Source organism: Natrinema sp. CGMCC1.2065 (assembly GCF_051225675.1).
Lineage (GTDB): Archaea > Halobacteriota > Halobacteria > Halobacteriales > Natrialbaceae > Natrinema > Natrinema thermotolerans.
This window is the reverse complement of record NZ_JBPJSJ010000027.1, coordinates 18032-41036: the sequence shown is the minus strand read 5'-3', so window position 1 is coordinate 41036 and position 23005 is coordinate 18032. Positions and strand designations below refer to the sequence as shown.

The window sequence follows — 23005 nt, the reverse complement described above, 5'->3', positions numbered from 1 at the left end:
CGCCGACGCCCTCGGCGCGGCGCTCGAGGCGATCGCGCGGGACCTCGCGGATGCGGTCCCGGCGACCGACGCGGCGGAGCCCGACGCCGATGGCGGCGTCGAGTACGACGTCGGCCATCGCCGCGGCTACCTGCGCTTCGACCCCGGACTCGAGGACGAGACGATCGTCACGACAGCGAGGGAACTGCTATGAGCCGGCGAGCGACGATCCGGACGACCCACGACGACGCAGCGCTGGTCGCACGGGCGCTCGAGCCGGACAACACCGACGAGATGGCGACGACGGTCGACGACGGCACGGTCGTCACGCGGATCGACCGCGGGACGACGAGCGGCCTGCAGTCGACGGTCGACGACTACGTCGTCAACCTCGCCGTCGCGATCGACGTCGCGTCGACGACACGAACCGAACAGGACGACCGACCGACGGACACGGGACCTGTGTCCGACCACGACACCGATACAACACACAATGAGTGAACGATCAGTTTCACGCGCGAAACAGGAGAAGCGGTGGTACACCGTCCTGGCACCCGAACAGTTCGACCGCCAGGAACTCGGCGAAACCCCCGCTGACGAACCGGAGAAAGTCTACGACCGAACCATCGAAACGACGCTCGGCGACCTCAACAACAACGCCAGCGAGAACAACACGAAGCTGACCTTCAAGATCACGGACGTCGGCAGCGACTCGGCCTACACCGAGTTCGTCGAGCACTCGCTGACGCGGGACTACCTGCGCTCGCTCGTGCGACGCGGTGCCTCCAAGATCGAGGCCTACGTCACCGTCCTCACGACGGACGACTACCGCGTCCAGATCCAGCCCGTCGCCTTCACGACGAAGAAGGCCGACGCGAGCCAGGAGAAGGCCATCCGCGAACAGATGGTCGAGATGATCGAGGAGGCCGCCGAGGAGCGCTCCTTCGAGGAACTCGTCGACAGCGTCGTCGAGGGTCGTCTCTCCTCCGCCATCTACGGCGAGGCCAAGACGATCTACCCGCTGCGACGCGTCGAGATCCAGAAGACCACCCTCGAGGCCCACCCCGAGGAAGTCGCCGAAGAGGAAGCGACCGCGGTCGACGTCGAGGACTGACCGCGATCGGCGCGGCTCGTCATCGCTCGCCCAACCGACATTTCGTATTTTGACGACGACCTGACCCGTGAGCTACCGCCCTCCTCGATCGGCTGAACCGCCGTCGTCACCGGTAAGAAGCGCCGCCGCTTCGCTCGAGATGGTCGCCGATCGCTCGAGCGAGTCGCTGGCCGCTACAGTTCGACGTCCTCGGCCGAGTCGACGTCGAACCGGGTGACCTCGGGCTCGCCGTCGAGCAGTTCCGGCAGCGTGGCCTCGAACTCCTGGTAGTGGTCGCTCCGGACGTGTGCGCCGACGGCCGCTTCGTCCTCGTAGCGCTCGAAGAAGCGGACGACGTTCGGCTCGGCGATATCGGTCGTGGCTCGGTAGTCGAGGATGCCATCTTCGGCCTGCGATTCATCGACGAGGTCCGCGATCAGCTCGAGGGCTTCCTCGCGGCGATCGGGATCGATCGGGAAACTCGCGTGGATAACGATCATGCCGGGCACACGGTGCGGGCGAGGCGTGATAAAGGTAGGCACACGGGCAAGGCGGGACCCCGTTTTCGGTCCGCGGCTCACTCGGTGACGACGATTTCGCCGAGCATCTCCGCTCGCTCGTGGGGAATACAGACGTAGTCGTAGGTGCCGGGGACCTCGAAGGTGTGTTCGAACGTCTCGCGGGAGGAGAGGCGACCGCCCTGGTCCTCGTGCCAGGCCTCGTAGGCCGTCGCCTGGTCCTCGAACCCGCCGGTGGCGAAGTAGTCGGCCCCGTCGGGGATGCTCGACTCGAAGGCGGTCACGGTGTGATAGGCCTCGCTCGTGTTCTTCCAGACGACCGTCTCGCCGACGGAGACCTCGTAGGATTCGGGCCGGAACTCGGTCCGAGTCATGCCGATATGACAGTCCTCGCCGGTACAGGAATCGTCGTCGAACACGCTGAGCGCGGACGAACAGCCGGCCAGTCCGACAGCGGTGGCAGTGCCGACGGTAGCGAGATAGGCGCGCCGGTTCATACGGGCGCTTAGGGGACTCCCGGTATAATCACCCCGGTTCGATTCCCGGTCCGTAGGAGTAGCCTCCGCCCCGACTCGAGGACGGCCGACCCGTGGAAACGAAAACACGTAAGGGAACGCCCCGCCGACTCGGCGATATGCTCCCCCGGTTCGTCGGTCGACTCGGTGTCGCCGACGCGGTGACGATCGCGAACGCCGCCCTGGGTTTCGTCGCCGTCGTCGTCGCGGCCGTCGACATCGAGCTGGCCGCCCGACTGATCCTCCTGGCGGCGATCGCGGACGGGCTCGACGGCATCCTCGCGCGCCGCTACGGCGGCACCGAGGCTGGGCCGTACCTCGACTCGCTCGCCGACGTCGCCTCCTTCGCCCTCGCCCCCGCGGTCCTCTCCTTTACCGTCGTCACCGACGGCCTCGCGGTCGATTTCGATACGGTCACGCCGGAACTGCTCGCGGTTGCCGGCGTCTGTGCGCTGTTCGTCGCCATGGCCGTCACCCGGCTCGGGATGTACACCGCCTACGACATCTCCGGGAGCTACACGGAGGGCGTTCAGACGACACTGGCTGCGACCGTGCTGGGTGCGGCGATCCTCGCCGGCGAAACCCAGCCGTGGCTCGTCCTCGGCGTCACCGGCGCGTTCTGTTACCTGATGGTCTCCCGGATCCAGTACCCCGACCTGCTCGCCCGCGACGCCGGCATCATGGGGATCGTCCACGCACTCGCGATCCTCGTCCCCGACTTCGCCGGCCGGACGTTCCCCTACGCCCTCCTGACGCTCGGGTTGGCCTACATGACACTCAGCCCCTGGTTCTACTGGGGCGACGCCGAACGCACCGGCGAGGTCGACGTGCATGGAAACGCTTAGGGCCGTCCTGATACGACCGTAGGATATGTACACCGTCACGCGTCGGCGTCGTCCCGAGGTGGAACCATGAGCGAGGACGAGGCAACTGACGACGCGGCCGAAGCGGGGGCAGACGAGCAAGAACCCGTAGACCTCGAGGCGATCCGGGAGCGCCTCGACGGACTCGCCGCCGACCTCGAGGCCCTCGAGTCGAGCCTCGAGTCGGCCGAGACCGAAGACGATCTAGACGTCGTCGAGGCCGACCTCGAGTCGTTCCGGGCGGAACTCGAGAGCGTCGAGGTGCCGGAGCCGCCGGAAACCGACGACGAGGACGAGGAAGACGAGGAGCCGGCCCCGGAAGAGGAACTCCAGGAGCAGTACGACGAGATCGAGAGCGATCTCTCGGATCTCGAGTCCGACCTCGAGGACCAGCGCGGTCCCTACGGCGAGGACGTGGTGAGCGAGATCGAGGGCGTCAGCGGGACGATCACGGGCACCCGCTGGACCGAGGAGGGCAACGCCGAGCTGATCGAAGCCGTCGATGGCTTCCTCGACGAACTGAACGGCCTGCTCGAGACGTCGGTCACGCTGGTCAACGAGGGCGAGGACGTCTCCGAACAGCTCGATGCGACTCTCGACGACGCCGCCGCGGCCGTCGACGACGCCGGCCTCGACGCCGACGACGACGCCGAGACGATCGCCGGCCTGCTCACGGCCACCGACGATCTCGAGGGCGACGTCGACGATGCGACGGAGTGGACCGACCTCGAGATCCGCGAACAGTTGCGCCGCGAGGGCTACTACGACGTCCTCGATCACGTCAAGGACTTCCCGCCGGAGTGGCACGCGCTGAAGGTCCACGAGAAGCAGGGCAACGTCGACATGATCCTGCTTGCCCTCGAGACCTTCGACTCCGATTTCATGGAAGAACACTGCATGGAGTCGCTCGAGCGCATGGGCTCACGCGCGGAACCGGCCACCGACGCAATGCTGCAGAAGGCCAACCGCCGCGATAAGGCCGCCATGCGCATCCTCGGGAAGATCGGCGTCGCCGACGAGGAGGTCGTCGAGACGCTGGTCGACTACGTCGACTCCAATCCGAACCTCCAGCAACCCGCCTTCCGCGCCCTCGGCGAGATCGGTGCCGAAGACGCGGTCGAGCCGATCGCCCAGCAACTCGTCGCCGAGGAAGCCGACGTCCGCAGCTGGGCCGCCCGCGCGCTCGGCCTGATCGGCGACACCCGTGCCATCGAGCCGCTCGCGGACGTCCTCGCGGACGACGAGGCCGACCGCGTCCGAGCCAGCGCCGCGTGGGCGCTCAACCGCATCGGCACGCAGGAGGCCCTCGAGATCGTCGCCGACTACGACGACGACCGGGCCTATCTCGTTCAGGCCGAGGCCGAGAACGCCGACCTCGAGCCCGCGGCCTGACGCAGCGTCGACGAACGGCTCTCACTGCGTTCTGAACGGACCGTCTCGGAAACCGACGGCTACTCGTCCCGCTGTTCGGGCTGTAACTGCCGAACGAGGTTTAGATGCATCAGGTGGAGATGCATCCCGATACCGTACAGGATGGTACCCAGCCCGACGAACGTCAGCGGCATGAGTATCGACTCGATCGCCTGTGACGGACTGTCGAGGTGGCGGGGAGGACGATACCGACGGCCAGCAGGAATGCGCTCAGAATGATCACCAGTCCGAGGCGCACTGCCCGGGAGTACCTGCCGATCCGCTGGATTCGCGCTTCGACCTCCGCTCGAGAGGGTGGTGCCGTCTCGCGATCCATGGGTACTAGTATCGGACGGGATCATTTAACGTCACACCGTCCGGGCCGACCCGATCGGATCGCCCGACAGTTTAAGTACGAACGGCCGGCCAGACGGAGCGATGGATACCCGACGGGCCGCCCTCGCGGCCGTGGTCATCTGTGGGCTCGTCGCCGGCACCGCGCTACTGGCGGGCTTTGCCGTCGCCAACGAACCGGCGGCAGCCGATCGTGCCGCCGCTCGAGCGACCACGCTCCCGGCGACGAACGCAACCGACCTCGCCTGCCCGCCTCGAGCGGGCGAAACGAACTCCACCAGTACGGAGACGCCTGACGAACCCCGGATCGCCGGCCTCTATCCGAATCCGACGACCGACGAGAACGTCGGCGAGTTCGTCGTCCTCGAGACGCCGTCCGACACCCGACTCGGGAACCTGACGCTGACCGACGGCCACACGACGGCCCGGCTCCCGAACGAGACGGTATCCGGACGGATCGCCCTCTCGATGGCCCCCAACGTGACGGAGACGCTGACCGACGTTCCCGTCAGCGAACTCGAGGGCCGGCTCCGGCTCGCGGCCGACGGCGACGATCTCCGGCTCCGAAACGCGACGGCAACCGTCGACTCGGTCTCCTACGACCGGGCACCGACCGCCGAAAAATGGTATCGAACGGGACCGGTCGGCGGCAAGGCGGACCGCCGGAGCGACGGCCAGTGGTGGCCCCGCGACGCCACCTGCCTCCCCGTTTCGACGGCCGCCGTCGACGACGCCACGGCGTTCGTCCTCCCGGACGGTCCCGGGGTCCCGCGGGAAACGATCCGCAACGCCGACGACCGACTCCTGCTGGCCGGCTACACCGTCACCTCCGAGGCGATCGCTGCCGACCTCGTGGACGCGGCCGATCGCGGCGTCGAGGTCGCGGTCCTCCTCGAGGCCAGCCCAGTCGGGGGTACGCCCGCGGCGACCGAGGGTGTCCTCGAGACGCTGGCGGACGGCGGCGTTGAGGTGCGCGTCATCGGCGGCGAGGACTCGCGATACCGGTATCACCACCCCAAGTACGCCGTCGCCGACGACCGCCTGCTGGTCACCACCGAGAACTGGAAGCCGTCCGGTGTCGGCGGCGAGAGCAATCGCGGCTGGGGTATTCGCCTCGAGTCGGCGTCCCTCGCGGCCGACCTCGCGACCGTCTTCCACGCGGACTTCGCGGGCCGGGACACGACCGTGGGCGCGGCCTATCGCAGGAACACGACGTTTACCGACGACGGGCCGGTCTACTCCTCGTCCGCTCCCGAGTATCCCACGACCCACGAGCCGACTCCGGTGCCCGTCGAGTCGGCCGAACTCCTGCTCGCACCGGACAACGCCGACGCCCGGCTGACGGCGATGCTCGAGAACGCCAACGAGGAGATCCTCGTCCTCCAGCCGTCGATCGCCGACGACGTCTCGCTGCTCGAGGCCACGCTCGCGGCCGCCCGCCGTGGGGTCGATGTCCGCATCCTGGTCGGCTCGGCGCGGTACAACGCCGCGGAGAACGAGGCGCTGGCGGCGGATCTCGAGCGGATCGCCGACCGCGAGAACCTGCCGCTCGAGGTTCGACTCGTCGGTGACACGGACCGCTTCGAGAAGATACACGCGAAAGGGATCGTGATCGACGGCGAGACGGCGGTCGTCGGCAGTGCCAACTGGAATTCGAACTCGCTCGAGAACAACCGGGAGGTGTTGGTGGCGCTCCACGGCGAGGCGGTCGCCGACTACTACGCGACCGTCTTCGAGTCGGATTGGGCGGGTGACTCGTGGTCGTTCCCGATCGGTGCCGGCGTCGCGGTCGCGGTTGCACTTGCTGTCGCCGCGGTCGTCGGCCGGCGCTATGTCAGGTTCGGGGGCGAGTCGGCCGTGGACCCGGTCACGCCGGACGCGAACGACGAGGACTGAGCCGGCTCAGTCGGCGTGGCCGCTAGCCTCGAGTTCGAGCAGCTCACAGCAGTCCTCCTCGGCGTCGAAACAGTCGGGACACTGGTCGGGTCGGTCGATGATCGTATCGAGCCGCTCCGCGACGGTGTCGTCGATGACGCTCTCCAAGGCGCGGGCCTCGTCTTTGAACTCCTCGACCTCGAGGACGTTCGCGAGGAACCGCTCGATGATACAGTAGGTCTGGAGGGCGTCGTGGGCGCGCTCGAGCCCCTCGTTGGTCAGACTCGCGCCCTTGTACTTCTCGTGGTCGACTAGCTCGCGGTCCTCGAGCTTGCCGATCATCTCGTTGACGCTGGCCGGGCTCACCTCGAGCAGGTCCGCGAGCGTACCGGTCGATGCAGGCCCGTCCTCGATGCGCTGGGCCAGATAGATCGCCTTGAGGTATTGATCTGCAGTGTTCATGCCGTCCCTCCGTCGGTGTGTGACACGTCGGTTCCTCGCCGGCAGTCTCGCGGCCGGGCGTCGATACGCGTCATGGACGATGTCGCCGACTCCGCGGCCGTTCCAGCCCCGGTCGAGGTGACGATCGCCCCGATCATGCTCGCTGCTCCATAATTGCGGTCACTTCCTCGACGCCCTCCTTTTCCTCCTCGCGGATGCCGTATAGCGTCTCGAGGAGTCGCTCGCGGTCGACCGCGAACTCGGAGTCGGAGGCCTCGATCGCCTCGATCAGGTCGTCGTAGAACTTGTAGGCGGTCTCCTCGTTTGCGAGCTGGTCATAGAGGACGCCGTCCGTGTCCTCGGGCGGTCCGTACTGGGCGTCGACTAAGGCGTTTATCTCCTCGTATCCGACCGTTTCGGCCTCGAGATCGTCGATCAGCGCCTCGAGTCGCTCGCGGTGGTCGGCCGACTCCGTGGCGGCCTCCGCGAGCAACTCCTCCACCTCCTCGTCGACCGTCGCCCGCTCGTCGGGCGGGAGCGACTCGATGTGGTGGGCGGCGCGTGACTCGACGAGTTCCTCCAGCACGACCCCGATCTGTAGCAATCGGGTCAGCTGGTGGTCGCTCGAGACACGCTGTCCCAGACTCATATCACGACAAGGGAGCCGTGGTTACTTAGTCGTCTCGGAGCGCGGACGTCGAAAACGCGGCAAAACGACGGTCGGTCGGTGGCGATCAGTCCCGCTTGCGGAGTCGCGCGCCGATCAGCTCCTCGAGGTCCTCTCGGAGTTCGTCGACGTCGATCTCCGCGAGAACGGGCACGAAGAAGCCCTCGACGAGCATGTTTCGGGCCGCGCGGGGGTCGACACCGCGGGAGGTCATGTAGAACAGGTCCTCCTGATCGATCTGGCCGACCGTCGCGGAGTGGCTGGCCTCGGTGTCGTGGTTGTTGATGATCAGCTTCGGGGAGGCGTCGGCCTCGCTCTCGTCGGAGAGCATCAGCGTGTTCTCGCGCTGGTAGGAGCTGGTGTCCCACGCGTCGGAGCCGACGTCCTGGACGCCCTCGTAGACCGAGCGGGCAACGTCGTCGGTGACGCCGCGGGTCACGAGGTCGGCCGTCGTGTGTTCCGCACGATGCCAGACCTTCGCGTCGAGGTCGAAGTGCTGGTCGTTGTGGCCGTAGAAGGCACCGACGATCTGCGTCTCGGAGGAGTCGCCGCGCAGCTCCGTCGAGACCTCCGTCTTCGTCAGCTGGGTGCCGAGGTTGCCCTCGATCCAGTCGATCGTGGCGTAGGTGTCGGCGACGCCGCGCTTGAGCGTGAAGTTGTAGGCCTCCTCCGAGAGGTTCTGGAGGCTGCCGTACTGGACGTAGCTGTTCTCGCCGGCGGCGACCTCGACGATCCCGCTGTAGTACTGCTCCTCGGCCTCTTCGCCAGTCGACTGGCGCTCGAGGATCGTGACCGAGGACGACTCCTCGGTGACGACGAGCGTGTAGTTAAACAGCGAGCGGGAGTTCTGTTCGGTCCGGACGGTGACGTCCTCGGCGTCGACGCCCTCGGGGACGTAGATGACCGTGCCGGTGCTAAACAGCGCCGTGGAGAGCGCCGTCAGGTAGTTCTCCTGGGGGTCGACGATGCTGCCGAAGTGGTCCTGCAGGAGGTCCTCGTGTTCCTGGACCGCGTCGGCCCACGAGAGGACCTCGGCCTCCTCGGGACCGACCTGGTCCTTGTCCTCGGCCGCGTTCAGCGGATCGACGAGGGACTCGAAGTCGAGTTCGTGGAGGTTCGTCCAGTCCCGACCCGGCGTCCGGATGACGTCGGGCATCTCGAGGTCCTCGAGCGCCGCGAGCGCCTCGAGACGCGTCTCGAGGAGCCAGTCGGGCTCGTCGAGGTCGCCCGAAATTTCGCGTACCTGTTCCTCCGTCAGATTGGCGTGTACCTGCGTACTCATATTATCCGAGGCTCCCCTCCATCTCGAGTTCGATGAGGCGGTTGAGCTCGACCGCGTACTCGATCGGCAGTTCCTCCGTGATCGGCTCGATGAAGCCGGCGACGATCATCTTCTTGGCGTCGTCGTCGTCCAGCCCGCGGGACTGCAGATAGAAGATGTCCTCGTCGCCGATCTTGCCGACGGTCGCCTCGTGGGCGACGTCGACCTTCGACTCCTCGATCTCCATGTACGGCATGGTGTCCGAGGTCGACTCGTTGTCGAACATCAGGGCGTCGCACTCGACGGCGGTCGAGGCGTTCTCGGCGCCGTCGGCGATGTGGACGAGGCCGCGGTAGTTGGTGCGGCCGCCGTCCTTGGAGATCGACTTGGACTCGATGGTCGAACTCGTCTCGGGCGCGTTGTGGTAGACCTTCGCGCCGGTGTCGATGTCCTGGCCTTCGCCCGCCAGGGCGATGGTGATGTGGGTGTCGGTCGAGCCGCGACCCTTGAGGATGGTACACGGGTAGAGCATGGTCACTTTCGAGCCCATGCTGCCCGAGACCCACTCCATCGTCCCGTTCTCCTCGCAGATGGCGCGCTTGGTGTTCAGGTTGAACGTGTTCTTCGACCAGTTCTGCACGGTCGAGTACTGAACGTGAGCGTCTTCGCCGACGAAGACCTCGACGCCGCCGGAGTGGAGGTTGTGGGTCCCGTACTTGGGCGCGGAACAGCCCTCGATGTAGTGGACCTCGGAGCCTTCCTCGGCGATGATGAGCGTGTGTTCGAACTGGCCCATCCCTTCCGAGTTCATCCGGAAGTAGGCCTGCACCGGCATCTCGACAGTGACGTCCTCGGGGACGTAGACGAACGACCCGCCGGACCAGACGGCCCCGTGCAAGGCGGCGAACTTGTTGTCGCTCGGGGGCACGCAGGTCGTCATGAAGTGTTCTTTGACGAGCTCGGGATGTTCGCGGACGGCCTCATCCATGTTACAGAAGATGACGCCTTTCTCCTCCCACTGCTCTTGCATGTTCTGGTAGACGACCTCGGACTCGTACTGGGCACCGACGCCCGAGAGGGCGTTCTTCTCCGCTTCCGGGATGCCGAGCTTGTCGAAGGTGTCCTGAATCTCGTCTGGCAGCTCCGTCCAGTCGTCGACGCCTTCGCGTTTGTCGACGTCCGGTCGGATGTAGGGAATGATCTCTTCGACGTCCAGTTCGGAGAGGTCGGGCATACCGGGCCAGTCGGACGGCATCGGCATGTTGTGATACTGCTCGAGCGCACGGAGACGCCGCTCGAGCATCCAGTCGGGCTCGTCCTTGTCCTCGGAGATCATGCGGATGACCTCTTCGGTCAGGCCTTTGCCGGATCTGACGGCGGAGTTCTCCTCTTTCTTGAACTCGAACCGGGCCTCAGTGTCTGTCTCTTTTAGGTGGTCTTGATCGGAACTCATTGGTTGATGTAGTTGTGGTTACGGCTGTAGCGTTATTACGGTTGTTCTAGTCGAATCCGGTTACGCGGTGCCGTAGACGTCTTCGCGGACCCAGTCGTACCCCTTGTCCTCGAGCTTCTCGGCGAGTTCGGGACCGCCGCTCTTGGCGATCTGGCCGTCGAGCATCACGTGGACGTGATCGGGCTCGACGTAATCGAGGATGCGCTGGTAGTGGGTGATCTGCAGGATGCCGGTGCCCTGCTCGTCGCGCAGGGCGTTGATGCCCTCCGAGACGTCCTGCAGGCGGTCGATGTCGAGCCCGGAGTCGATCTCGTCCAGCACGGCGACCGAGGGCTCGAGGATGGCGGCCTGCAGCACTTCGTTTTGCTTCTTCTCGCCGCCGGAGAAGCCGGCGTTGAGATAGCGCTGGGCGAACTTCTCGTCCATCTCCAGCTGCTCCATCTTCTCCTGGAGGATGCCCTGGAACTCGGCGACGCCGACCTCGCCCTCGTCCGCGGGGCCTTCCATCGGCGAGTTCTCGAAGCCTTCGTCGTCCTCTTCCGCTTCGTCCTCGTCGTCCTCGTCCTCGAAGAGTTCCTCGCGCTCTTCGATCTTGGCGTTCAGCGCCGTGCGGAGGAAGTTCGTCATCGTGACGCCCTCGATCTCGGCGGGGTACTGGAAGCCGAGGAAGATCCCGAGCGCGGCACGTTCGTTGGGTTCGAGATCGAGCAGGTTCCAGGTGCGCTGGTCTTCGTCGATCTCGATGTCCTCGCCGAACTCGTCGTCCTCGAGGTGGAGGAGAACCTCGCCCTCGGTGACCTCGTAGGCGGGATGACCGGCGATGACTTTCGCGGTCGTCGACTTCCCGGAGCCGTTCGGGCCCATCAGGGCGTGGATCTCGCCCGACTGGACCTCGAGGTCGACCCCCTCGAGAATCTGCTCGTCGCCCTCCGCCACTTCCGCGTGCAGGTTGGATAGTTCGAGACGTGCCATAGTACTCTGTCACTCGAACGGTGGGCCGTATGACTGATAACGGTTTCGTATCCAATTGGATACAGTCTCGCATTAGCAAAATAAGTTTCCCATTCGAAAACCAGCCTTTGGGTAGGTGGAGAAATACCGCCATATAGACCCCTGTTCACCGGTGGGATCGGCAGGGCCACAGGAACGGATTACGGGGCTGTTCGAACCCCGAAGACGGCGGAAAAACTCGTCGGAACGGCTGCGATAAGAAGCGACGACCGGGACCGAAGCGTCCCGACGTGCTACATAAAGGAGTCGAGACCTTTCTGTTCCTGGCCGTTTTTCACTTCGTCCCACGAGATGTCCAGTGCTTCGAGGATGCGCTCGATCGGCCCCTGCAGGGTCTTCTCGAGCATCTTCTCGTAGTCGACCGCGAACGCCTCGGGGATCTGGTCCTCGTACTCGAAACAGATCACGTCGGGATCGCGCTTGAACGCACCGTAGAGCGGGTCAGTCCGGGCGTCGAACCCTTCCTCCGCCTCGAGTCGCTCGAAGAACGAGGGATCGACCCGCTCGAGATAGAGCCGCTTGGGCTTGCTGCCCCGCTGGAAGTTGGTGCCGAGCAGCAGGTTGGCATACTTCGCGCCGCGGACTTGTGCCGTGTCGGTGTCGTAGTTGTCGAGTCGCTTGCCGATCCCGCCCGGGATGGCGATCTCCTCGAGGGCGATCTCGCCTGCCAGCACGTCCTCGATGACGCCGTTGACGTATTCCTTGGCACCCTCGATGTCGCCCTCCCGGACGATCATCTCGATGACGCGGTGCTGGACCTCCTTGGTGATCGGCGCGATATCGGAGCGCTGGTACTCGAAGCCGACGATGTCGACGTCGTTGACGTCTTTGCCTTCCTTCCAGGTGATGTGGCCCGCGTAGCGTTTCTTTTTGCCCGCCTGGAAGAACCGCCGGTAGAGTTTTTCGAACTCGATCTGGAAGCGGTGTTCCTCGGCGTTTAGATCCTTCTGCGCGAAGTCGTCGTAGCGACCGTTGATGTACTCCTCGATCTCGAAGGACTGCTCGAGCGCGTCGTCCTTGGGTACGTCGGGGCCTAACTCGAGCATGACTGAGTCAGTATCCCCATACGTAACTTGATAATTGAGTTCGTTTGCGGCTGTATCCGTGAACTCGATCACTTCGCGGCCAGTAGCCGTGATTGCGGATGCCGCCTCTTTATCGTATAGACGGAATTGTTCCCACCCCGACACTCCGTAAAGCGAGTTCATGATAACCTTTACCGCGCCCTGCTGACGGTCGTACTGTTCGTACTCGGGCGAGCCGGGTTCGTGCTGGTCTCGCAGTTCCTTTTTCTCCTCGCGCTCGGCGAGCAGTTCCGTGATCATCTCACGGTTGACGCCGTCGGGTTCCTTCCGGAAGTGGGTCCCCGTCGGCGCAACGTAGGTCTCCCCATCGTACTCGTCGGGGTCGACTTTCGTCTCCGGGGAGGCGTTGATCGTCGTCATACACATCGGGTACAGCGACTTCAGGTCCAGTACGGTGACGTTCTCCTTGACGCCCGTGATGGGCTCGAACACCGCGCCACCCTCGTATTCCTCGCCGGCCTCCTGTTGCCCCTTCGAGGGCAGCGCGAAGCGGCCGTGGGCCTCGTGGAGGACGTACATGTCGACCGCATCGCCCGGCGTCGGCGCGTCCTCGAGTTTGCAGCCGACGAACGCCCGCACTTCGTCCCAGAAGGGGATGATCTCCTGCTGTCGGTCGAGTTCGACACAGAGTTCGACGTCCCGGAGGTTGTACGCGAGCAGTTGGGTCGGGTCCTCCTCCCAGAGGTCGCCGATGTCGCCGGCGTAACGCTCCTTGCCGACGCCGAGTTCCGCCTCGCCGACTGCATCGAGCCGGTACGAGTCCAACTCGGAGAAGACCATCCGCTGATAGCCATAGAGCAGGTCGAAGACGACGCGACCCTTGATGTCCGGGCCGCCCCAGTTGCTGCGCCAGACTTCGTCGACGCGTGAGAGCCGATCGATCGAGAGGTCGTACTCGTGGTGGGAGCCGGCGAGTTCCTCGAGGCGGTCGAGGAAATAGGGCGCGTCGAAGTCCTCGAAGTTCCAGCCGGTCAGTACATCGGGGTCGGTCTCGTCGACGTACTCGATGAAGGCCTCGAGCATGGCCTCCTCTTCCTCGAAACTGCGGACCTCGTGGTCGATCTCGCCCTCGATCGGGTCGTAGTCGTCGATCTCGGCCGGAATCTCGCCGTCGCCGATCGGGGCCTCGTAGAGCCACATCACGTACTCGTCGCGGTAGGAGTCGTGGCTGGTGAGACAGACGATCGGCTCCTCGCCGTCCTCGGGAAAGCCCGACCGGTCGTCGACCTCGATGTCGAAGGTGTTGATGCGGGGGTCGGCGTCGACGTCGACCGGTTCGACCTCGTCGTGGGGGACGACCAGCGAGTCGTCCTCGGCCCGTCGTTCGGGCACCCGCATTCCGCTGCGGATGTCCTTGTCGATCAGAAAGCGGTTCGGGAACAGGATGTCGGCTTCGTAGTGTTCAAAGTCGTCGCGGACCTGCCCGACGTCGCGGGGGGTCTGGCCGAAGATTTTGGTGAGTCTCTCCCCCCGGATGCTCTCGTAGGGGTTGCCGTCGTGGTCGTACTCCCTGCTGCCGGTCAGTCGGTCGTATTCCTCCGCCGGCGGTCGCTCGAGGCTCTCCGTCGGCGCGTAGAAGTAGGGTTTGAAACCGACGATCTGGACGTGTTCGAGTTCCTCATCGGGGGTACGCCCGAACACGTGCATGATGGGTCGTTCCTCGTCGCCGTAGCCGACGATGGTGTAGTCGACCTGCATCACGGCGAGTTCGAGATCGCCCTCGGATTCGGGGAGGGTTTCCTCGACGACGTCGATCACCTCCGCGGCGTCGCTACCGCCGTTGCCGGCGACGGCGACGGCCTCTTCCTCCGGCCGGTCGTCGGCTGCCTCGGAGTCGCCGCCGAACTCCGTGAGTCCGGTCTGGCCCGCCTCAGTCATGGTACTCCGGTTGGCAGTCGCCGGATAAAAACCCCTGCAATCCCCGCCCGCGAGGGGCTCGCGGCGGGTCGTTCGGAAGCGGTCGGCCATTGCGAACAGTCACGCGTAGGGCACGGTCTCGTCGGACCAGCGAGACGGCGTTCGGGGGAACACTTGCGGGGGCAACAAGACATATAACGTGGTAACACTTAGCATGGGATCAGGTGATCGATGTGTCCACCTACCTAAACGACGACGCGACGGACCGGCGCGAACCGAGTAGCCAGCCGGCGGGGACTGCGACCATCGAGTCCTACGAGACCGAGGACGGCGTCGTCTTCTATGACGCCGAGAACCCGCTCGCCTGGGTGGAAACCTCCCGGACGCTCACCCTCGAGGAACTGGCCTAAGCCGTCCGCGAAGCGAACGCTTTTCCTTCCACTGCCCGACGATCCGCCTGTGGTCTTCGACCGGACCGAGAACGAGCCCGACGAGTGGGACCCCGAAGAGGAGTACTACGACCCCGACAGCGACGGGTTGACCATCCCACAGGTGTCGGGAGACGACGGTCCGGACGATCTCGACGACCTCTCGAGCGCGATCGACCCCCCCGAAGTGGAGATGGGGGAAACGGACGCATCCGCGGACCTCCTCCAGACCTTCTGGGCGCTCGTGTTGGTCATCAACGCCGCGGTACTGGCCGTCTCGCTCGGTCTCTTGTTCCTGCTGTTCGAGGGGGTCTCGACCCGCGCGGGCGCACTGGTGGTCGCCGGCCTCGTCCTGCTGGGGTTCGCCGTTCGACGATACAGACGGTTCCGAGCCGACGATTCCGGCGATCTCGACGACGGTTCCGACGCCGAAACGCCACCGGAATCCGACGGCGGGGGTTCCGACGCCGGGACGGCGTCCGACGACGAGGACTCCGAGGCGACGACCCGGTCCGACGATGCGGCCGAAACTACTTCAGGGTCGGTGACCCAACGCCAGTCACCGAACGGAAACGACCGCTCATGAACACAGTCGAGGACGACACCGGAAAGCGGTACCTGCTTCGCAAACGCTCCGAGGACGCGAGTCTGGTCCGCGATCCCGAAACCGGCAACGAGTGTTACATCCGAAACGACCGCCTCGAGGCCGTCGACCAAACGGCCCTCGAGACGGCGGCGCAAAGCGTCCCAGACCCGGTTCTCACCTTCCTGACGAACGTTCACGACGCGGAGACGCTTGGCCTCCTCATCGAACTCGCAGAGCGGGGGCCGCTCGGGGTCCGGACCCTGCTCGACGCCTACGACTTCTGCGAGAGCGACCTACACGGCCGCCTGACGGTCCTCTCGGCCGCCGGCCTGCTCGAGGAGGCCGAGATCGCGGGGGAACGCGGGTATCGAGTGACTGCAGACTGCGAGACGGCGCTCGAGGCGATCCGACCGACCGTCGAGTCGACGGCCGAGTCGGACGGCGACACCGCCTGAGCCGCAGGCCCCGTTTCCTCAGTCCGACGCGAGCAGTTCCGACTCGGGCGGCTGGCCACGCTCGAGTCGCGAGCGGTTCGACGTGGCGTCCTTTTCGACGCGGACGAGCGAGTCGGCCGCGCCGACGAGTTCTTCGTCGTGGCTGACGACGACGATCTGTTCGACGCCGAAGTCGTTGCGCATCGACTCGATCAGCGAGACCAGTTGCGTGACGTGGCCCGAATCGAGGAAGACCGTCGGCTCGTCTAAGATCAGCGGCGGCATCGGTGCCGATCCCTCGACGCCCTCCGCGAGCAGCCGATAGATCGCACACCGCAAGCTGAGGTTGAACAGCGCCCGCTCGCCGCCCGAGAGCTGTTCGGGCTCTAAGGCTTCGCCGTCTTTCTGATAGACCGTCAGTCGGTAGTCGCCGTCCAGATCGATCGCCGCGTAGGAATCGTTCTGGTAGACCAGCTCGAAGGTCTCGTTGAGCAATCGCTCTAAGGTCTCGACGTTGCGCTGGCGCAGTTCCGCCCGCAACTCGCCGTAGGTGGTCTGGAGCGTCTCGGCCTCCTCGTACAGCGACTCGAGGCGTTCACACCGTTCTTCGACGGTTTCGAGTTCCTCGCGTCGTTCCTCGAGTTCCGCGATTTCGTTCTCGACGGCACCGATCGCGTTCTGAATCTCGTCGCGCTGGGCCTCGAGTTCGTCGAGTTTCCCGTCGACCTTGTCGATGTACTGCTCGGCGTTGGCCTTGTCCTCGCGGGCGGTCTCGACGCGGTCCTCGTCGAACTCCGACTCGAGGTCGCGCTTGCGGTCGCGCTTTTCCGAGAGCGTCTCGCGGCGCTCGTCGTTCATCGTCTCCCAGTCGGCTCGCCGCTCGCGCAGGTTCTCGATCTCCGTCTCGAGAGCGGCCTGCTCGTCGGTAATCTCCGAGATACGCTCGAGCGTCTCGAGGGTCTCTTTGATCTCCCCCCGCTCGGTGTTGATCTCGCCGAGTTCCGCCCGGGCATCGGCGACCTCGTCCTCGCGGTCTGTGGCTGCCGCCCGTTTCTCCTCGGCCTCGGCCTCGTACTCCTCGGCGTCGTCACGGAGCCGATCGCGCTGCTCGCGCCGGTCCGCGAGGCTCTCGCGTTTTTCCGCGAGCAGTTGTTCGATGTTGTCCCGGTTTTCCTCGAGCCGGTCGACCCGCCGCTCGGCGTCTCGCAGTTCCTCGGCGCGGTCGACCCGCTCGTCTATCTCGTCGCGCTCGGTCTCGAGAGTCGCCCGCTCGGCTTCGAGGTCGGCGAGTTCCTCCCGGCGATCGCCAAGGACATCCACGTGCGGTGAGTCCTCGACCGGCTGGCCGCACTCGGGACACTTCCCTTCCTCGAGCAGCCGCTCGCCGTCCTCGATCGCGTTCTCAGCAGTCCTGATATCGGCGGTGATGTCGTTGATTCGCGAGACCAGTTCGTCGCGCTCGGTCTCGAGGTCCTCGAGGTACGATTCGGCCGCGCCGAACTCGACCGGCGCATCGTCGAACGTCGCCTGCGCGGATGCGATCTCGTCGTCGAGGTCGTCGAGTTTCGCCTCGCGCTCCGCGATCGCGTTCTCGTCGGCCTCGATCTGTGCCTCGAGGTCGTCGGCCTCCGTCCGGGCCGCTTCGGCGTTTTCCTCGAGGTCGTCGGCCTCCTCACGGAGCCGCTCGACCTCGTTGTTCCCCTCCGTGATCATCACGCGAACGTCCTCGAGTTCGTCCCGGAGTTCCTCGTCGCGGTCCTCGAGGTCGTCGATGTGGTCCTGAACCACTTTTTCGTCGGGTTCGTCGACCTCGAGATCGACGGCCGCAACGAGGTCGGCACGCTCGTCTGCGAGTTCTTCGCGTCGGTCTCGGATCTCGCTGATCTCGTCGCCGGCCTCGTCGCGCTTGCGCTCGGTGTCGCTGATCTTCGAGCGCAACTCCTCGATCTCCTCGTCGAGCGTTGCGATCTCCTCGCGGGTCTCCTCGTGCCGTTCGAGGACGTCCACGGCGGCTTCCAGGGTTTCCTGGGCCTGCTCGCGCTGTGTCTCGTAGTGATCGATCTCCTCCGCGACGTCGTTCCGGCGGGACTCGAGGCTGTTCAACCGCTCGTGGAGGTCCTTCTTTTCTTTCTCCTGAACCTTTCGTCGGACGTTTTCGAGGATCTCCCGCTGGCCATCAAGCACCGTTTTGACGCCGAGTCGGGCCTCGCTGGCCCGTTCGCGGTAGTCCTCGAGCGCGCCCAGTTGAAGGAGATCGTCGATCATGTCCTGGCGGTCGCTCGGCGAGGCGTGGATGAGCTTGTTGACCTCGCCCTGGCGGACGTACGCGCAGTTGACGAACGCTTCGGCGTCCATCCGCAGGATTTCAGTCACTTTCCGGCGCACGTCGCGAGCGCCCTCGTAGGTCTCGGTGGGCGTCTCGAGGACGCACTTCGTCGTGGTCGCGCGGTCGCCGCGCAGTTTGAGCCGGCGTTCGACGTGGTACTCGCGGCCGTCGTGGGTGAACCAGAGTTCGACCTCGGCCTCCTCCTCGCCGGTCGTGATCACGTCGTCTAAGGTGCGGTCGTCGAGCGCCTTCGAGCCGTAGAGCGCGAAGAAGACCGCCTCGAGCAGCGTCGACTTCCCGCTGCCGTTGACGCCGTGGACGACGGTGACGCCGCGCTCGAGCGTCAAGTCGGCGTCGCCGTAGCACTTGAAGTTCAGCAGGCGGACGCGGTCGACCCTCACGCGAAATCACCCAGCGAGGCGGCGTCGGCGTCAGCGTCGGCCGCGTCCTCGGCGTCGCCCTCGGATTCGTCGGTGGTCGTCCCGCCGTCACCGTCCGGTTCGGCCTCGCTCGAGTCGCCCCCCTCGGCCCCGAGTTCGTCGGCGACCGTCGTCACGTCGTCGTCCGCGGGTTCCCGGTCGGGCGCGGGCTCGAGCGCCGATGCGTCGTCCTCGAGGAGGTCCCGGACCCGGCGTTCGACGCGCTCGCGGACGTTCGCGTCGGCCAGGTCGTCGGTGCGAACGGTCTCGTCGATCTCGAGAGCGGCGTCGCTCAGGCCCAGTTCGCGCACCCGCTCGCGGACGGCGGCGTCGGGATCGGCGAAGCTCACCGAGACGTCCTCGTCCTCGTCGGGTAGCTCCCGGCGGTCGTTGACCCGAGCGACCAGCGCCCCGCGATCGATCGCGAGTTCCTCGATCGCGGCGGGGGTGATCGGCCGGCCCTCGCCCTCGACGGTGACGATAACGACCGCGTCCGCGAGGTCGTGCTGGCGGACCCGCTCCTGAACGCGGTCGACGCCCTCGCCTTCGGCCAGGTCCACGTCGACGAAGACGAACTCGCGGGTGTCGGTCAGCCCGCGGCGACTGATCGCGACCTCGTCGTCGAAATCCACGAGGTTGTAGCCCCGGTCCTCGCGCTCGCTGGCGCTTGCCCGCTCAGTCGACCCGCAGTAGGTGATCCAGGTGTCGCGCACCTCGGCGGTATCCGGTTTGTGGTTGTCCCCCAACAGGACGGCGTCGAAATCGACCGTCGACGCCGCGAGGACGGTGTCCGTATCCCAGTCCGCGTGCGCGAACGGTTCGAAGAGACCGTGGCTCACGAGGGTCGCGTAGTCGGCCCCGTCGGGAACGGGATCGAACTCGTACTCGAGGTCCTCGCGCCGGGACCTGGGGACGAAGTCCAGGCCGTAGACGGCGACGTCGTCGACGACGACCGGCTCGGCACCGAGCCGCGTCGCGAGGCCGAGATCGGCGAAGAGATCGAGCCACTGAGCGTCGCGTTTCGACTCGTGGTTGCCGACGACGGCCAGAAAGGGAATCCCGGCTTCCGAGAGCGTCCGGAGGATATCGACGGTGCCCTGTAGATCGACCAGGCTCGGCCGGCGGTCGTGAAAGAGGTCGCCGGCGTGGATCACCGCGTCGACGTCATCGGCGACGGCGTCCTCGACGACCGAGCGGAAGGCCTCGAGGAAGTCCCGGCGTCGCTCGGGCGAGTTGTACTGCTGGTACCCGATGTGGGTATCGCCCGTATGGATAACCCGCGTCATTGGCCAGTCGTTGGCGAGCCCGCCCTAAAGGGGTTCTGTAACCGAAGTGAAAGTGAAAACGACAGGGCACACGAGACGCTGACAGCACGGTGGATCGCCACACGGGTGATCGCGACCGATGCCGAAAATCGGTGCCGAGGAGAACTGCTCGAAGAAGGACTGCGTCGTTACGACTGAATGTCGAGGCTGTACAGGCGCTTTCGCGCGTCGGAAAAGGAAAAGCGCGAGTCGATGACGTTTGCCTCGTCGAGTCGGTTCAGGGCGTATCGAACCGTCCGCGAGGGCAACAGCGTCTCGTCGGCGAGCTGTTGCTGAGTCATCGTGTCGTTGTACTCGAGGACCTTCGCGACGAGTTTCGCACTCGGGGGCAGGTCTCGGACGTCATCCCACGTTCCGCGCTCGTTGGTCTCCTGTCGAAGCGGCTCTGAAGCACTCATCTTACTCCTCCATTCCGAATACGGGGTAATAATATTTTCTATTCCGATTAATGTCTAACAGTTATACTCCGAGTTGAGTGCACCTACCCGAAGTCTCTTAAGAACCAACACCCAAAGGTCGGGTGATGAGCGACACCGTGGACGACGTCGACCTCCCATACGACGAGGACGAGGCGTCCCAACAGGAGAAAATCCAGGCGCTCGAGGAACGGCTGGAGATCCTCGAGGCGCAAAACGAGGAGATGCGCGACAAACTCCTCGACGCCAACGCCGAGAACAACAAGTACCAGCAGAAACTCGAGCGGCTCACACACGAGAACAAGAAGCTCAAGCAGTCCCCGCTGTTCGTCGCCACCGTACAGGAAGTCACGGAGGAGGGCGTCATCATCAAACAGCACGGGAACAACCAGGAGGCCCTGACCGAGGTCACTGACGAGATGCGCGACGATCTCGAACCCGACGCCCGGGTCGCGGTCAACAACTCGCTGTCGATCGTCAAGCCCCTCTCGAACGAGACCGACGTCCGCGCCCGCGTGATGGAAGTCACCGAGAGCCCCGAGGTCAGCTACGAGGACATCGGCGGGCTCGAGGAGCAGATGCAGGAGGTCCGCGAGACCGTCGAGATGCCCCTCGAGAAGCCCGAGATGTTCGACGACGTGGGCATCGACCCGCCGAGCGGCGTTCTCCTCTACGGGCCGCCGGGGACGGGGAAAACGATGCTCGCGAAGGCCGTCGCCAACCAGACCGACGCCACCTTCATCAAGATGGCCGGCTCGGAACTGGTCCACAAGTTTATCGGCGAGGGCGCGAAGCTGGTTCGAGACCTCTTCGACGTCGCCCGCGAACACGAACCCGCGGTCATCTTCATCGACGAGATCGACGCCATCGCGGCAAAGCGAACGGAGTCGAAGACCTCCGGCGACGCCGAGGTCCAGCGGACGATGATGCAACTGCTCTCGGAGATGGACGGCTTCGAGGAGCGGGGCGAGATCCGGATCATCGCCGCGACCAACCGCTTCGACATGCTCGACCGTGCCATCCTCCGGCCCGGTCGGTTCGACCGCCTGATCGAGGTCCCGAAACCGAACGCCGAGGGCCGCGAGATCATCTTCGAGATCCACACCCGCGGGATGAACGTCGCCGACGACGTCGAGTTCGCCGAACTGGCCGAAGAGGCCGACAATGCCTCCGGTGCCGACATCAAAGCCGTCTGTACCGAAGCCGGCATGTTCGCCATCCGCGACGACCGCACCGAGATCCGGATGGAGGACTTCCGCAACGCCTGGGACAAGGTTCAGGCCGAGTCCGACGAGACCGAGGACGTCTCGAAGACCTTCGCCTGAGACCGCGTCGGGAGGTCGACGTCGTTTCTCACACCGCTTTCGACGCAAACCGCGGTCGGTGCCGTGACTACTGGCTTCGTTTCAGAACGACGAGCGACTCGTTCGGTCGGGCCCCCTCGAGAGCGGACGGGACCACAAGACATATTCTGCCCAACGCCTACCCATCGGGTAGGACGGTGGACAGCGGGTAGGGGTACTCGCAGTTTCTGTCCACCGATTTATCACCGCTCTCGAGCGGCGTCAGTGTCGTTCGACGGCCGAAGCGACGTCCGTTTCGACCCGGCGTCACTCGTCGCGTTCGATGACGAATTCGGTGAACTCCTCGAGCTTGCGGGACGTTTCGTCGTCGAAGCCGAGGCCGTCGATCTCGGCGCGGGCCTGGGCCGCCAGTTCGAGGGCGCGATCGCGGGCGTACTCGATGCTGCCGGCGTCGGAAATGATCTCGAGGGCCTCGCGGACGTCGTCGTCGGTGGTGTCGTCGGCCGCCAGAATCGTCTGGAGTCGGTCGGCGCGTTCGGGATCGCTCGTTTCGATCGCGTGAATGACCATGAGCGTCTTCTTGCCCTCGCGGATATCGTTGCCGAACGCCTTGCCGAAGTCGCCGGCCCGCCCCAGCGAGTTCTCGACGTCCAAGATGTCGTCGCCGATCTGGAAGGCGACTGCGGTCAGTTCCGCGTACTTCGCGACCGCCGCCTCGACCTCGGGGGGCTGGTCGGCGATGATCGCGGCCAGTCGAGCGACGATCCGCCCGAGACAGCCGGTCTTGCACGCGCACATCTCGAGGTACTCCTCGGTACCGATCCGGACCTCGCGCTCGTTGTGCCAGCAGATGTCCATGCCCTGCCCGAGATGCGTCCGGTTGAGTTCCTCCATGAGCATCTCGTAGGCGGCGAGTTGCCGGTCGGCCGGGAGGTCGGCCGGGTCGTTCGTGATGATCTTCAGCGGCAGGAAGTACATCGCGTTGCCGGCGTTGAGCGCGATGTCGCGGCCGTAGACGCGGTGGAGCGCTGGCTCTCCACGACGGATCGTGGCTCCGTCCTCGACGTCGTCGACGATGATCGTCCCGTTGTGCAGGATCTCCGGAATGCAGGCGTAGGGGAGATACTCGGCGGGATCCTCCCCGAACCCCTCCATGAAGACGAGAAAGAGGACCGCCCGCCAGCGTTTGCCGCCACGGTCGAGCAGGTCCCACAGCGGCGTCGCGAGCGCTCGCTGGATACCCTCGGGATCGTACGCGTAGGTCGGTGATCCGAAGTACGACTCGAGGTAGTCGGCGTCGATCTCCCGTGGGACCAGTTCGGCGATGGCGTCGTCGATAGCCGGTCGCCAGTCGGCAAGCGTTTCCCGCATACGCGGTCCGAGAG

The 23005-nt window shown here is 65.3% G+C and carries 21 protein-coding genes and 1 pseudogene; 10 read left to right on the top strand and 12 right to left on the bottom strand.

Features of this window, described 5'->3' with window-relative positions:
* The 3 genes and pseudogenes from ACSBP4_RS18615 to ACSBP4_RS18605 form a co-directional block, all read left to right on the top strand.
* Window positions 1-193: pseudogene (locus ACSBP4_RS18615) on the top strand (exonuclease); the annotation flags it as partial.
* Window positions 190-480 carry a KEOPS complex subunit Pcc1 gene (locus ACSBP4_RS18610; RefSeq protein ID WP_049905626.1) on the top strand — a complete coding sequence of 97 codons (291 nt, stop codon included), beginning with the start codon at window positions 190-192 and terminating at the stop codon, window positions 478-480. The pseudogene ACSBP4_RS18615 and the gene ACSBP4_RS18610, both read left to right, overlap by 4 nt.
* Window positions 473-1093, top strand: a complete 621-nt coding sequence (locus ACSBP4_RS18605; RefSeq protein ID WP_006181949.1) for a 30S ribosomal protein S3ae — start codon at window positions 473-475, stop codon at window positions 1091-1093. The genes ACSBP4_RS18610 and ACSBP4_RS18605 overlap by 8 nt, the downstream gene beginning before the upstream one ends.
* Before the next feature lie 173 nt (window positions 1094-1266).
* On the opposite strand, the gene ACSBP4_RS18600 is transcribed toward ACSBP4_RS18605, so the two are convergent.
* Both ACSBP4_RS18600 and ACSBP4_RS18595 read right to left on the bottom strand, forming a co-directional pair.
* Entirely contained in the window at window positions 1267-1572 is a 306-nt protein-coding gene (locus ACSBP4_RS18600) for a putative quinol monooxygenase (protein WP_435553102.1), read from the bottom strand.
* Between the two features lie 77 nt (window positions 1573-1649).
* Window positions 1650-2087: a cupredoxin domain-containing protein gene (locus ACSBP4_RS18595; RefSeq protein WP_006181951.1), complete on the bottom strand. Its 438-nt coding sequence runs from the start codon at window positions 2085-2087 to the stop codon at window positions 1650-1652.
* 137 nt (window positions 2088-2224) lie between these two features.
* Here ACSBP4_RS18595 and ACSBP4_RS18590 point away from each other — a divergent pair, with 137 nt between their 5' ends.
* The 3 genes from ACSBP4_RS18590 (at window position 2225) to ACSBP4_RS18580 (ending at window position 6628) form a co-directional block, all read left to right on the top strand.
* On the top strand, window positions 2225-2950 hold the full coding sequence (locus ACSBP4_RS18590) for a protein sorting system archaetidylserine synthase (RefSeq protein WP_006649152.1): 726 nt from the start codon (window positions 2225-2227) through the stop codon (window positions 2948-2950).
* Between the two features lie 66 nt (window positions 2951-3016).
* A complete protein-coding gene (locus ACSBP4_RS18585) occupies window positions 3017-4360 on the top strand; it encodes a HEAT repeat domain-containing protein (protein WP_435553101.1) in 1344 nt (447 codons plus the stop codon).
* Between the two features lie 456 nt (window positions 4361-4816).
* Window positions 4817-6628 (top strand): phospholipase D-like domain-containing protein, encoded by a 1812-nt coding sequence (locus ACSBP4_RS18580; RefSeq protein ID WP_435553100.1) that lies wholly within the window; start codon window positions 4817-4819, stop codon window positions 6626-6628.
* 6 nt (window positions 6629-6634) lie between these two features.
* On the opposite strand, the gene ACSBP4_RS18575 is transcribed toward ACSBP4_RS18580, so the two are convergent.
* From ACSBP4_RS18575 to ACSBP4_RS18550, 6 genes are all read right to left on the bottom strand, one after another.
* On the bottom strand, window positions 6635-7069 hold the full coding sequence (locus ACSBP4_RS18575; protein WP_006181956.1) for a metal-dependent transcriptional regulator: 435 nt from the start codon (window positions 7067-7069) through the stop codon (window positions 6635-6637).
* Window positions 7070-7202: 133 nt separating this feature from the next.
* Complete coding sequence (locus tag ACSBP4_RS18570; RefSeq protein ID WP_049964597.1) at window positions 7203-7697, bottom strand: rubrerythrin; 495 nt, start codon at window positions 7695-7697, stop codon at window positions 7203-7205.
* 85 nt (window positions 7698-7782) lie between these two features.
* Complete coding sequence (gene sufD / locus ACSBP4_RS18565; RefSeq protein ID WP_049964598.1) at window positions 7783-8997, bottom strand: Fe-S cluster assembly protein SufD; 1215 nt, start codon at window positions 8995-8997, stop codon at window positions 7783-7785.
* Between the two features lies 1 nt (window position 8998).
* The gene (sufB, locus tag ACSBP4_RS18560; RefSeq protein ID WP_006181959.1) at window positions 8999-10429 is read right to left on the bottom strand and encodes a Fe-S cluster assembly protein SufB; all 1431 of its coding nucleotides are present in this window, start codon (window positions 10427-10429) and stop codon (window positions 8999-9001) included.
* A 60-nt stretch (window positions 10430-10489) separates the two neighbouring features.
* Complete coding sequence (locus ACSBP4_RS18555; RefSeq protein WP_006649158.1) at window positions 10490-11401, bottom strand: ABC transporter ATP-binding protein; 912 nt, start codon at window positions 11399-11401, stop codon at window positions 10490-10492.
* Window positions 11402-11673: 272 nt separating this feature from the next.
* Window positions 11674-14403, bottom strand: coding sequence for a DNA-directed DNA polymerase (locus tag ACSBP4_RS18550; protein WP_435553099.1), 2730 nt, complete (start codon window positions 14401-14403; stop codon window positions 11674-11676).
* A gap of 203 nt (window positions 14404-14606) precedes the next feature.
* On the opposite strand from ACSBP4_RS18550, the gene ACSBP4_RS18545 reads away from it, so the two are divergent.
* The 3 genes from ACSBP4_RS18545 to ACSBP4_RS18535 are packed head-to-tail and all read left to right on the top strand — an operon-like array spanning window position 14607 to window position 15851.
* On the top strand, window positions 14607-14792 hold the full coding sequence (locus tag ACSBP4_RS18545; protein ID WP_006649160.1) for a DUF7331 family protein: 186 nt from the start codon (window positions 14607-14609) through the stop codon (window positions 14790-14792).
* 49 nt (window positions 14793-14841) lie between these two features.
* Window positions 14842-15396: a DUF7322 domain-containing protein gene (locus ACSBP4_RS18540; protein ID WP_049964601.1), complete on the top strand. Its 555-nt coding sequence runs from the start codon at window positions 14842-14844 to the stop codon at window positions 15394-15396.
* Window positions 15393-15851 carry a DUF7346 family protein gene (locus tag ACSBP4_RS18535; protein WP_435553098.1) on the top strand — a complete coding sequence of 153 codons (459 nt, stop codon included), beginning with the start codon at window positions 15393-15395 and terminating at the stop codon, window positions 15849-15851. Before ACSBP4_RS18540 ends, ACSBP4_RS18535 begins: the two co-directional genes overlap by 4 nt.
* Window positions 15852-15869: 18 nt before the next feature.
* Here the strand turns inward: ACSBP4_RS18535 and rad50 are convergent, their stop codons facing one another.
* The 3 genes from rad50 to ACSBP4_RS18520 form a co-directional block, all read right to left on the bottom strand.
* The gene (gene rad50 / locus ACSBP4_RS18530; RefSeq protein WP_435553097.1) at window positions 15870-18557 is read right to left on the bottom strand and encodes a DNA double-strand break repair ATPase Rad50; all 2688 of its coding nucleotides are present in this window, start codon (window positions 18555-18557) and stop codon (window positions 15870-15872) included.
* A complete protein-coding gene (gene mre11, locus ACSBP4_RS18525) occupies window positions 18554-19861 on the bottom strand; it encodes a DNA double-strand break repair protein Mre11 (protein ID WP_435553096.1) in 1308 nt (435 codons plus the stop codon). Before mre11 ends, rad50 begins: the two co-directional genes overlap by 4 nt.
* 167 nt (window positions 19862-20028) lie before the next feature.
* On the bottom strand, window positions 20029-20298 hold the full coding sequence (locus tag ACSBP4_RS18520) for a MarR family transcriptional regulator (protein WP_006649167.1): 270 nt from the start codon (window positions 20296-20298) through the stop codon (window positions 20029-20031).
* A 125-nt stretch (window positions 20299-20423) separates the two neighbouring features.
* Here ACSBP4_RS18520 and pan1 point away from each other — a divergent pair, with 125 nt between their 5' ends.
* Complete coding sequence (gene pan1, locus ACSBP4_RS18515; protein WP_006181969.1) at window positions 20424-21641, top strand: proteasome-activating nucleotidase Pan1; 1218 nt, start codon at window positions 20424-20426, stop codon at window positions 21639-21641.
* A gap of 285 nt (window positions 21642-21926) precedes the next feature.
* On the opposite strand, the gene ACSBP4_RS18510 is transcribed toward pan1, so the two are convergent.
* Entirely contained in the window at window positions 21927-22991 is a 1065-nt protein-coding gene (locus ACSBP4_RS18510) for a polyprenyl synthetase family protein (RefSeq protein ID WP_435553095.1), read from the bottom strand.
* Window positions 22992-23005 lie beyond the last annotated feature (14 nt).

Excerpts from the sequence above, each read along its gene's own strand:
- ACSBP4_RS18610 (WP_049905626.1), top strand. The coding sequence starts at position 190 with ATGAGCCGGCGAGCGACGATCCGGACGACCCACGACGACGCAGCGCTG.
- ACSBP4_RS18605 (WP_006181949.1), top strand. The coding sequence starts at position 473 with ATGAGTGAACGATCAGTTTCACGCGCGAAACAGGAGAAGCGGTGGTAC.
- ACSBP4_RS18600 (WP_435553102.1), bottom strand. The coding sequence starts at position 1,572 with ATGATCGTTATCCACGCGAGTTTCCCGATCGATCCCGATCGCCGCGAG.
- ACSBP4_RS18595 (WP_006181951.1), bottom strand. The coding sequence starts at position 2,087 with ATGAACCGGCGCGCCTATCTCGCTACCGTCGGCACTGCCACCGCTGTC.
- ACSBP4_RS18590 (WP_006649152.1), top strand. The coding sequence starts at position 2,225 with ATGCTCCCCCGGTTCGTCGGTCGACTCGGTGTCGCCGACGCGGTGACG.
- ACSBP4_RS18585 (WP_435553101.1), top strand. The coding sequence starts at position 3,017 with ATGAGCGAGGACGAGGCAACTGACGACGCGGCCGAAGCGGGGGCAGAC.
- ACSBP4_RS18580 (WP_435553100.1), top strand. The coding sequence starts at position 4,817 with ATGGATACCCGACGGGCCGCCCTCGCGGCCGTGGTCATCTGTGGGCTC.
- ACSBP4_RS18575 (WP_006181956.1), bottom strand. The coding sequence starts at position 7,069 with ATGAACACTGCAGATCAATACCTCAAGGCGATCTATCTGGCCCAGCGC.
- ACSBP4_RS18570 (WP_049964597.1), bottom strand. The coding sequence starts at position 7,697 with ATGAGTCTGGGACAGCGTGTCTCGAGCGACCACCAGCTGACCCGATTG.
- sufD (WP_049964598.1), bottom strand. The coding sequence starts at position 8,997 with ATGAGTACGCAGGTACACGCCAATCTGACGGAGGAACAGGTACGCGAA.
- sufB (WP_006181959.1), bottom strand. The coding sequence starts at position 10,429 with ATGAGTTCCGATCAAGACCACCTAAAAGAGACAGACACTGAGGCCCGG.
- ACSBP4_RS18555 (WP_006649158.1), bottom strand. The coding sequence starts at position 11,401 with ATGGCACGTCTCGAACTATCCAACCTGCACGCGGAAGTGGCGGAGGGC.
- ACSBP4_RS18550 (WP_435553099.1), bottom strand. The coding sequence starts at position 14,403 with ATGACTGAGGCGGGCCAGACCGGACTCACGGAGTTCGGCGGCGACTCC.
- ACSBP4_RS18535 (WP_435553098.1), top strand. The coding sequence starts at position 15,393 with ATGAACACAGTCGAGGACGACACCGGAAAGCGGTACCTGCTTCGCAAA.
- mre11 (WP_435553096.1), bottom strand. The coding sequence starts at position 19,861 with ATGACGCGGGTTATCCATACGGGCGATACCCACATCGGGTACCAGCAG.
- ACSBP4_RS18520 (WP_006649167.1), bottom strand. The coding sequence starts at position 20,298 with ATGAGTGCTTCAGAGCCGCTTCGACAGGAGACCAACGAGCGCGGAACG.
- pan1 (WP_006181969.1), top strand. The coding sequence starts at position 20,424 with ATGAGCGACACCGTGGACGACGTCGACCTCCCATACGACGAGGACGAG.
- ACSBP4_RS18510 (WP_435553095.1), bottom strand. The coding sequence starts at position 22,991 with ATGCGGGAAACGCTTGCCGACTGGCGACCGGCTATCGACGACGCCATC.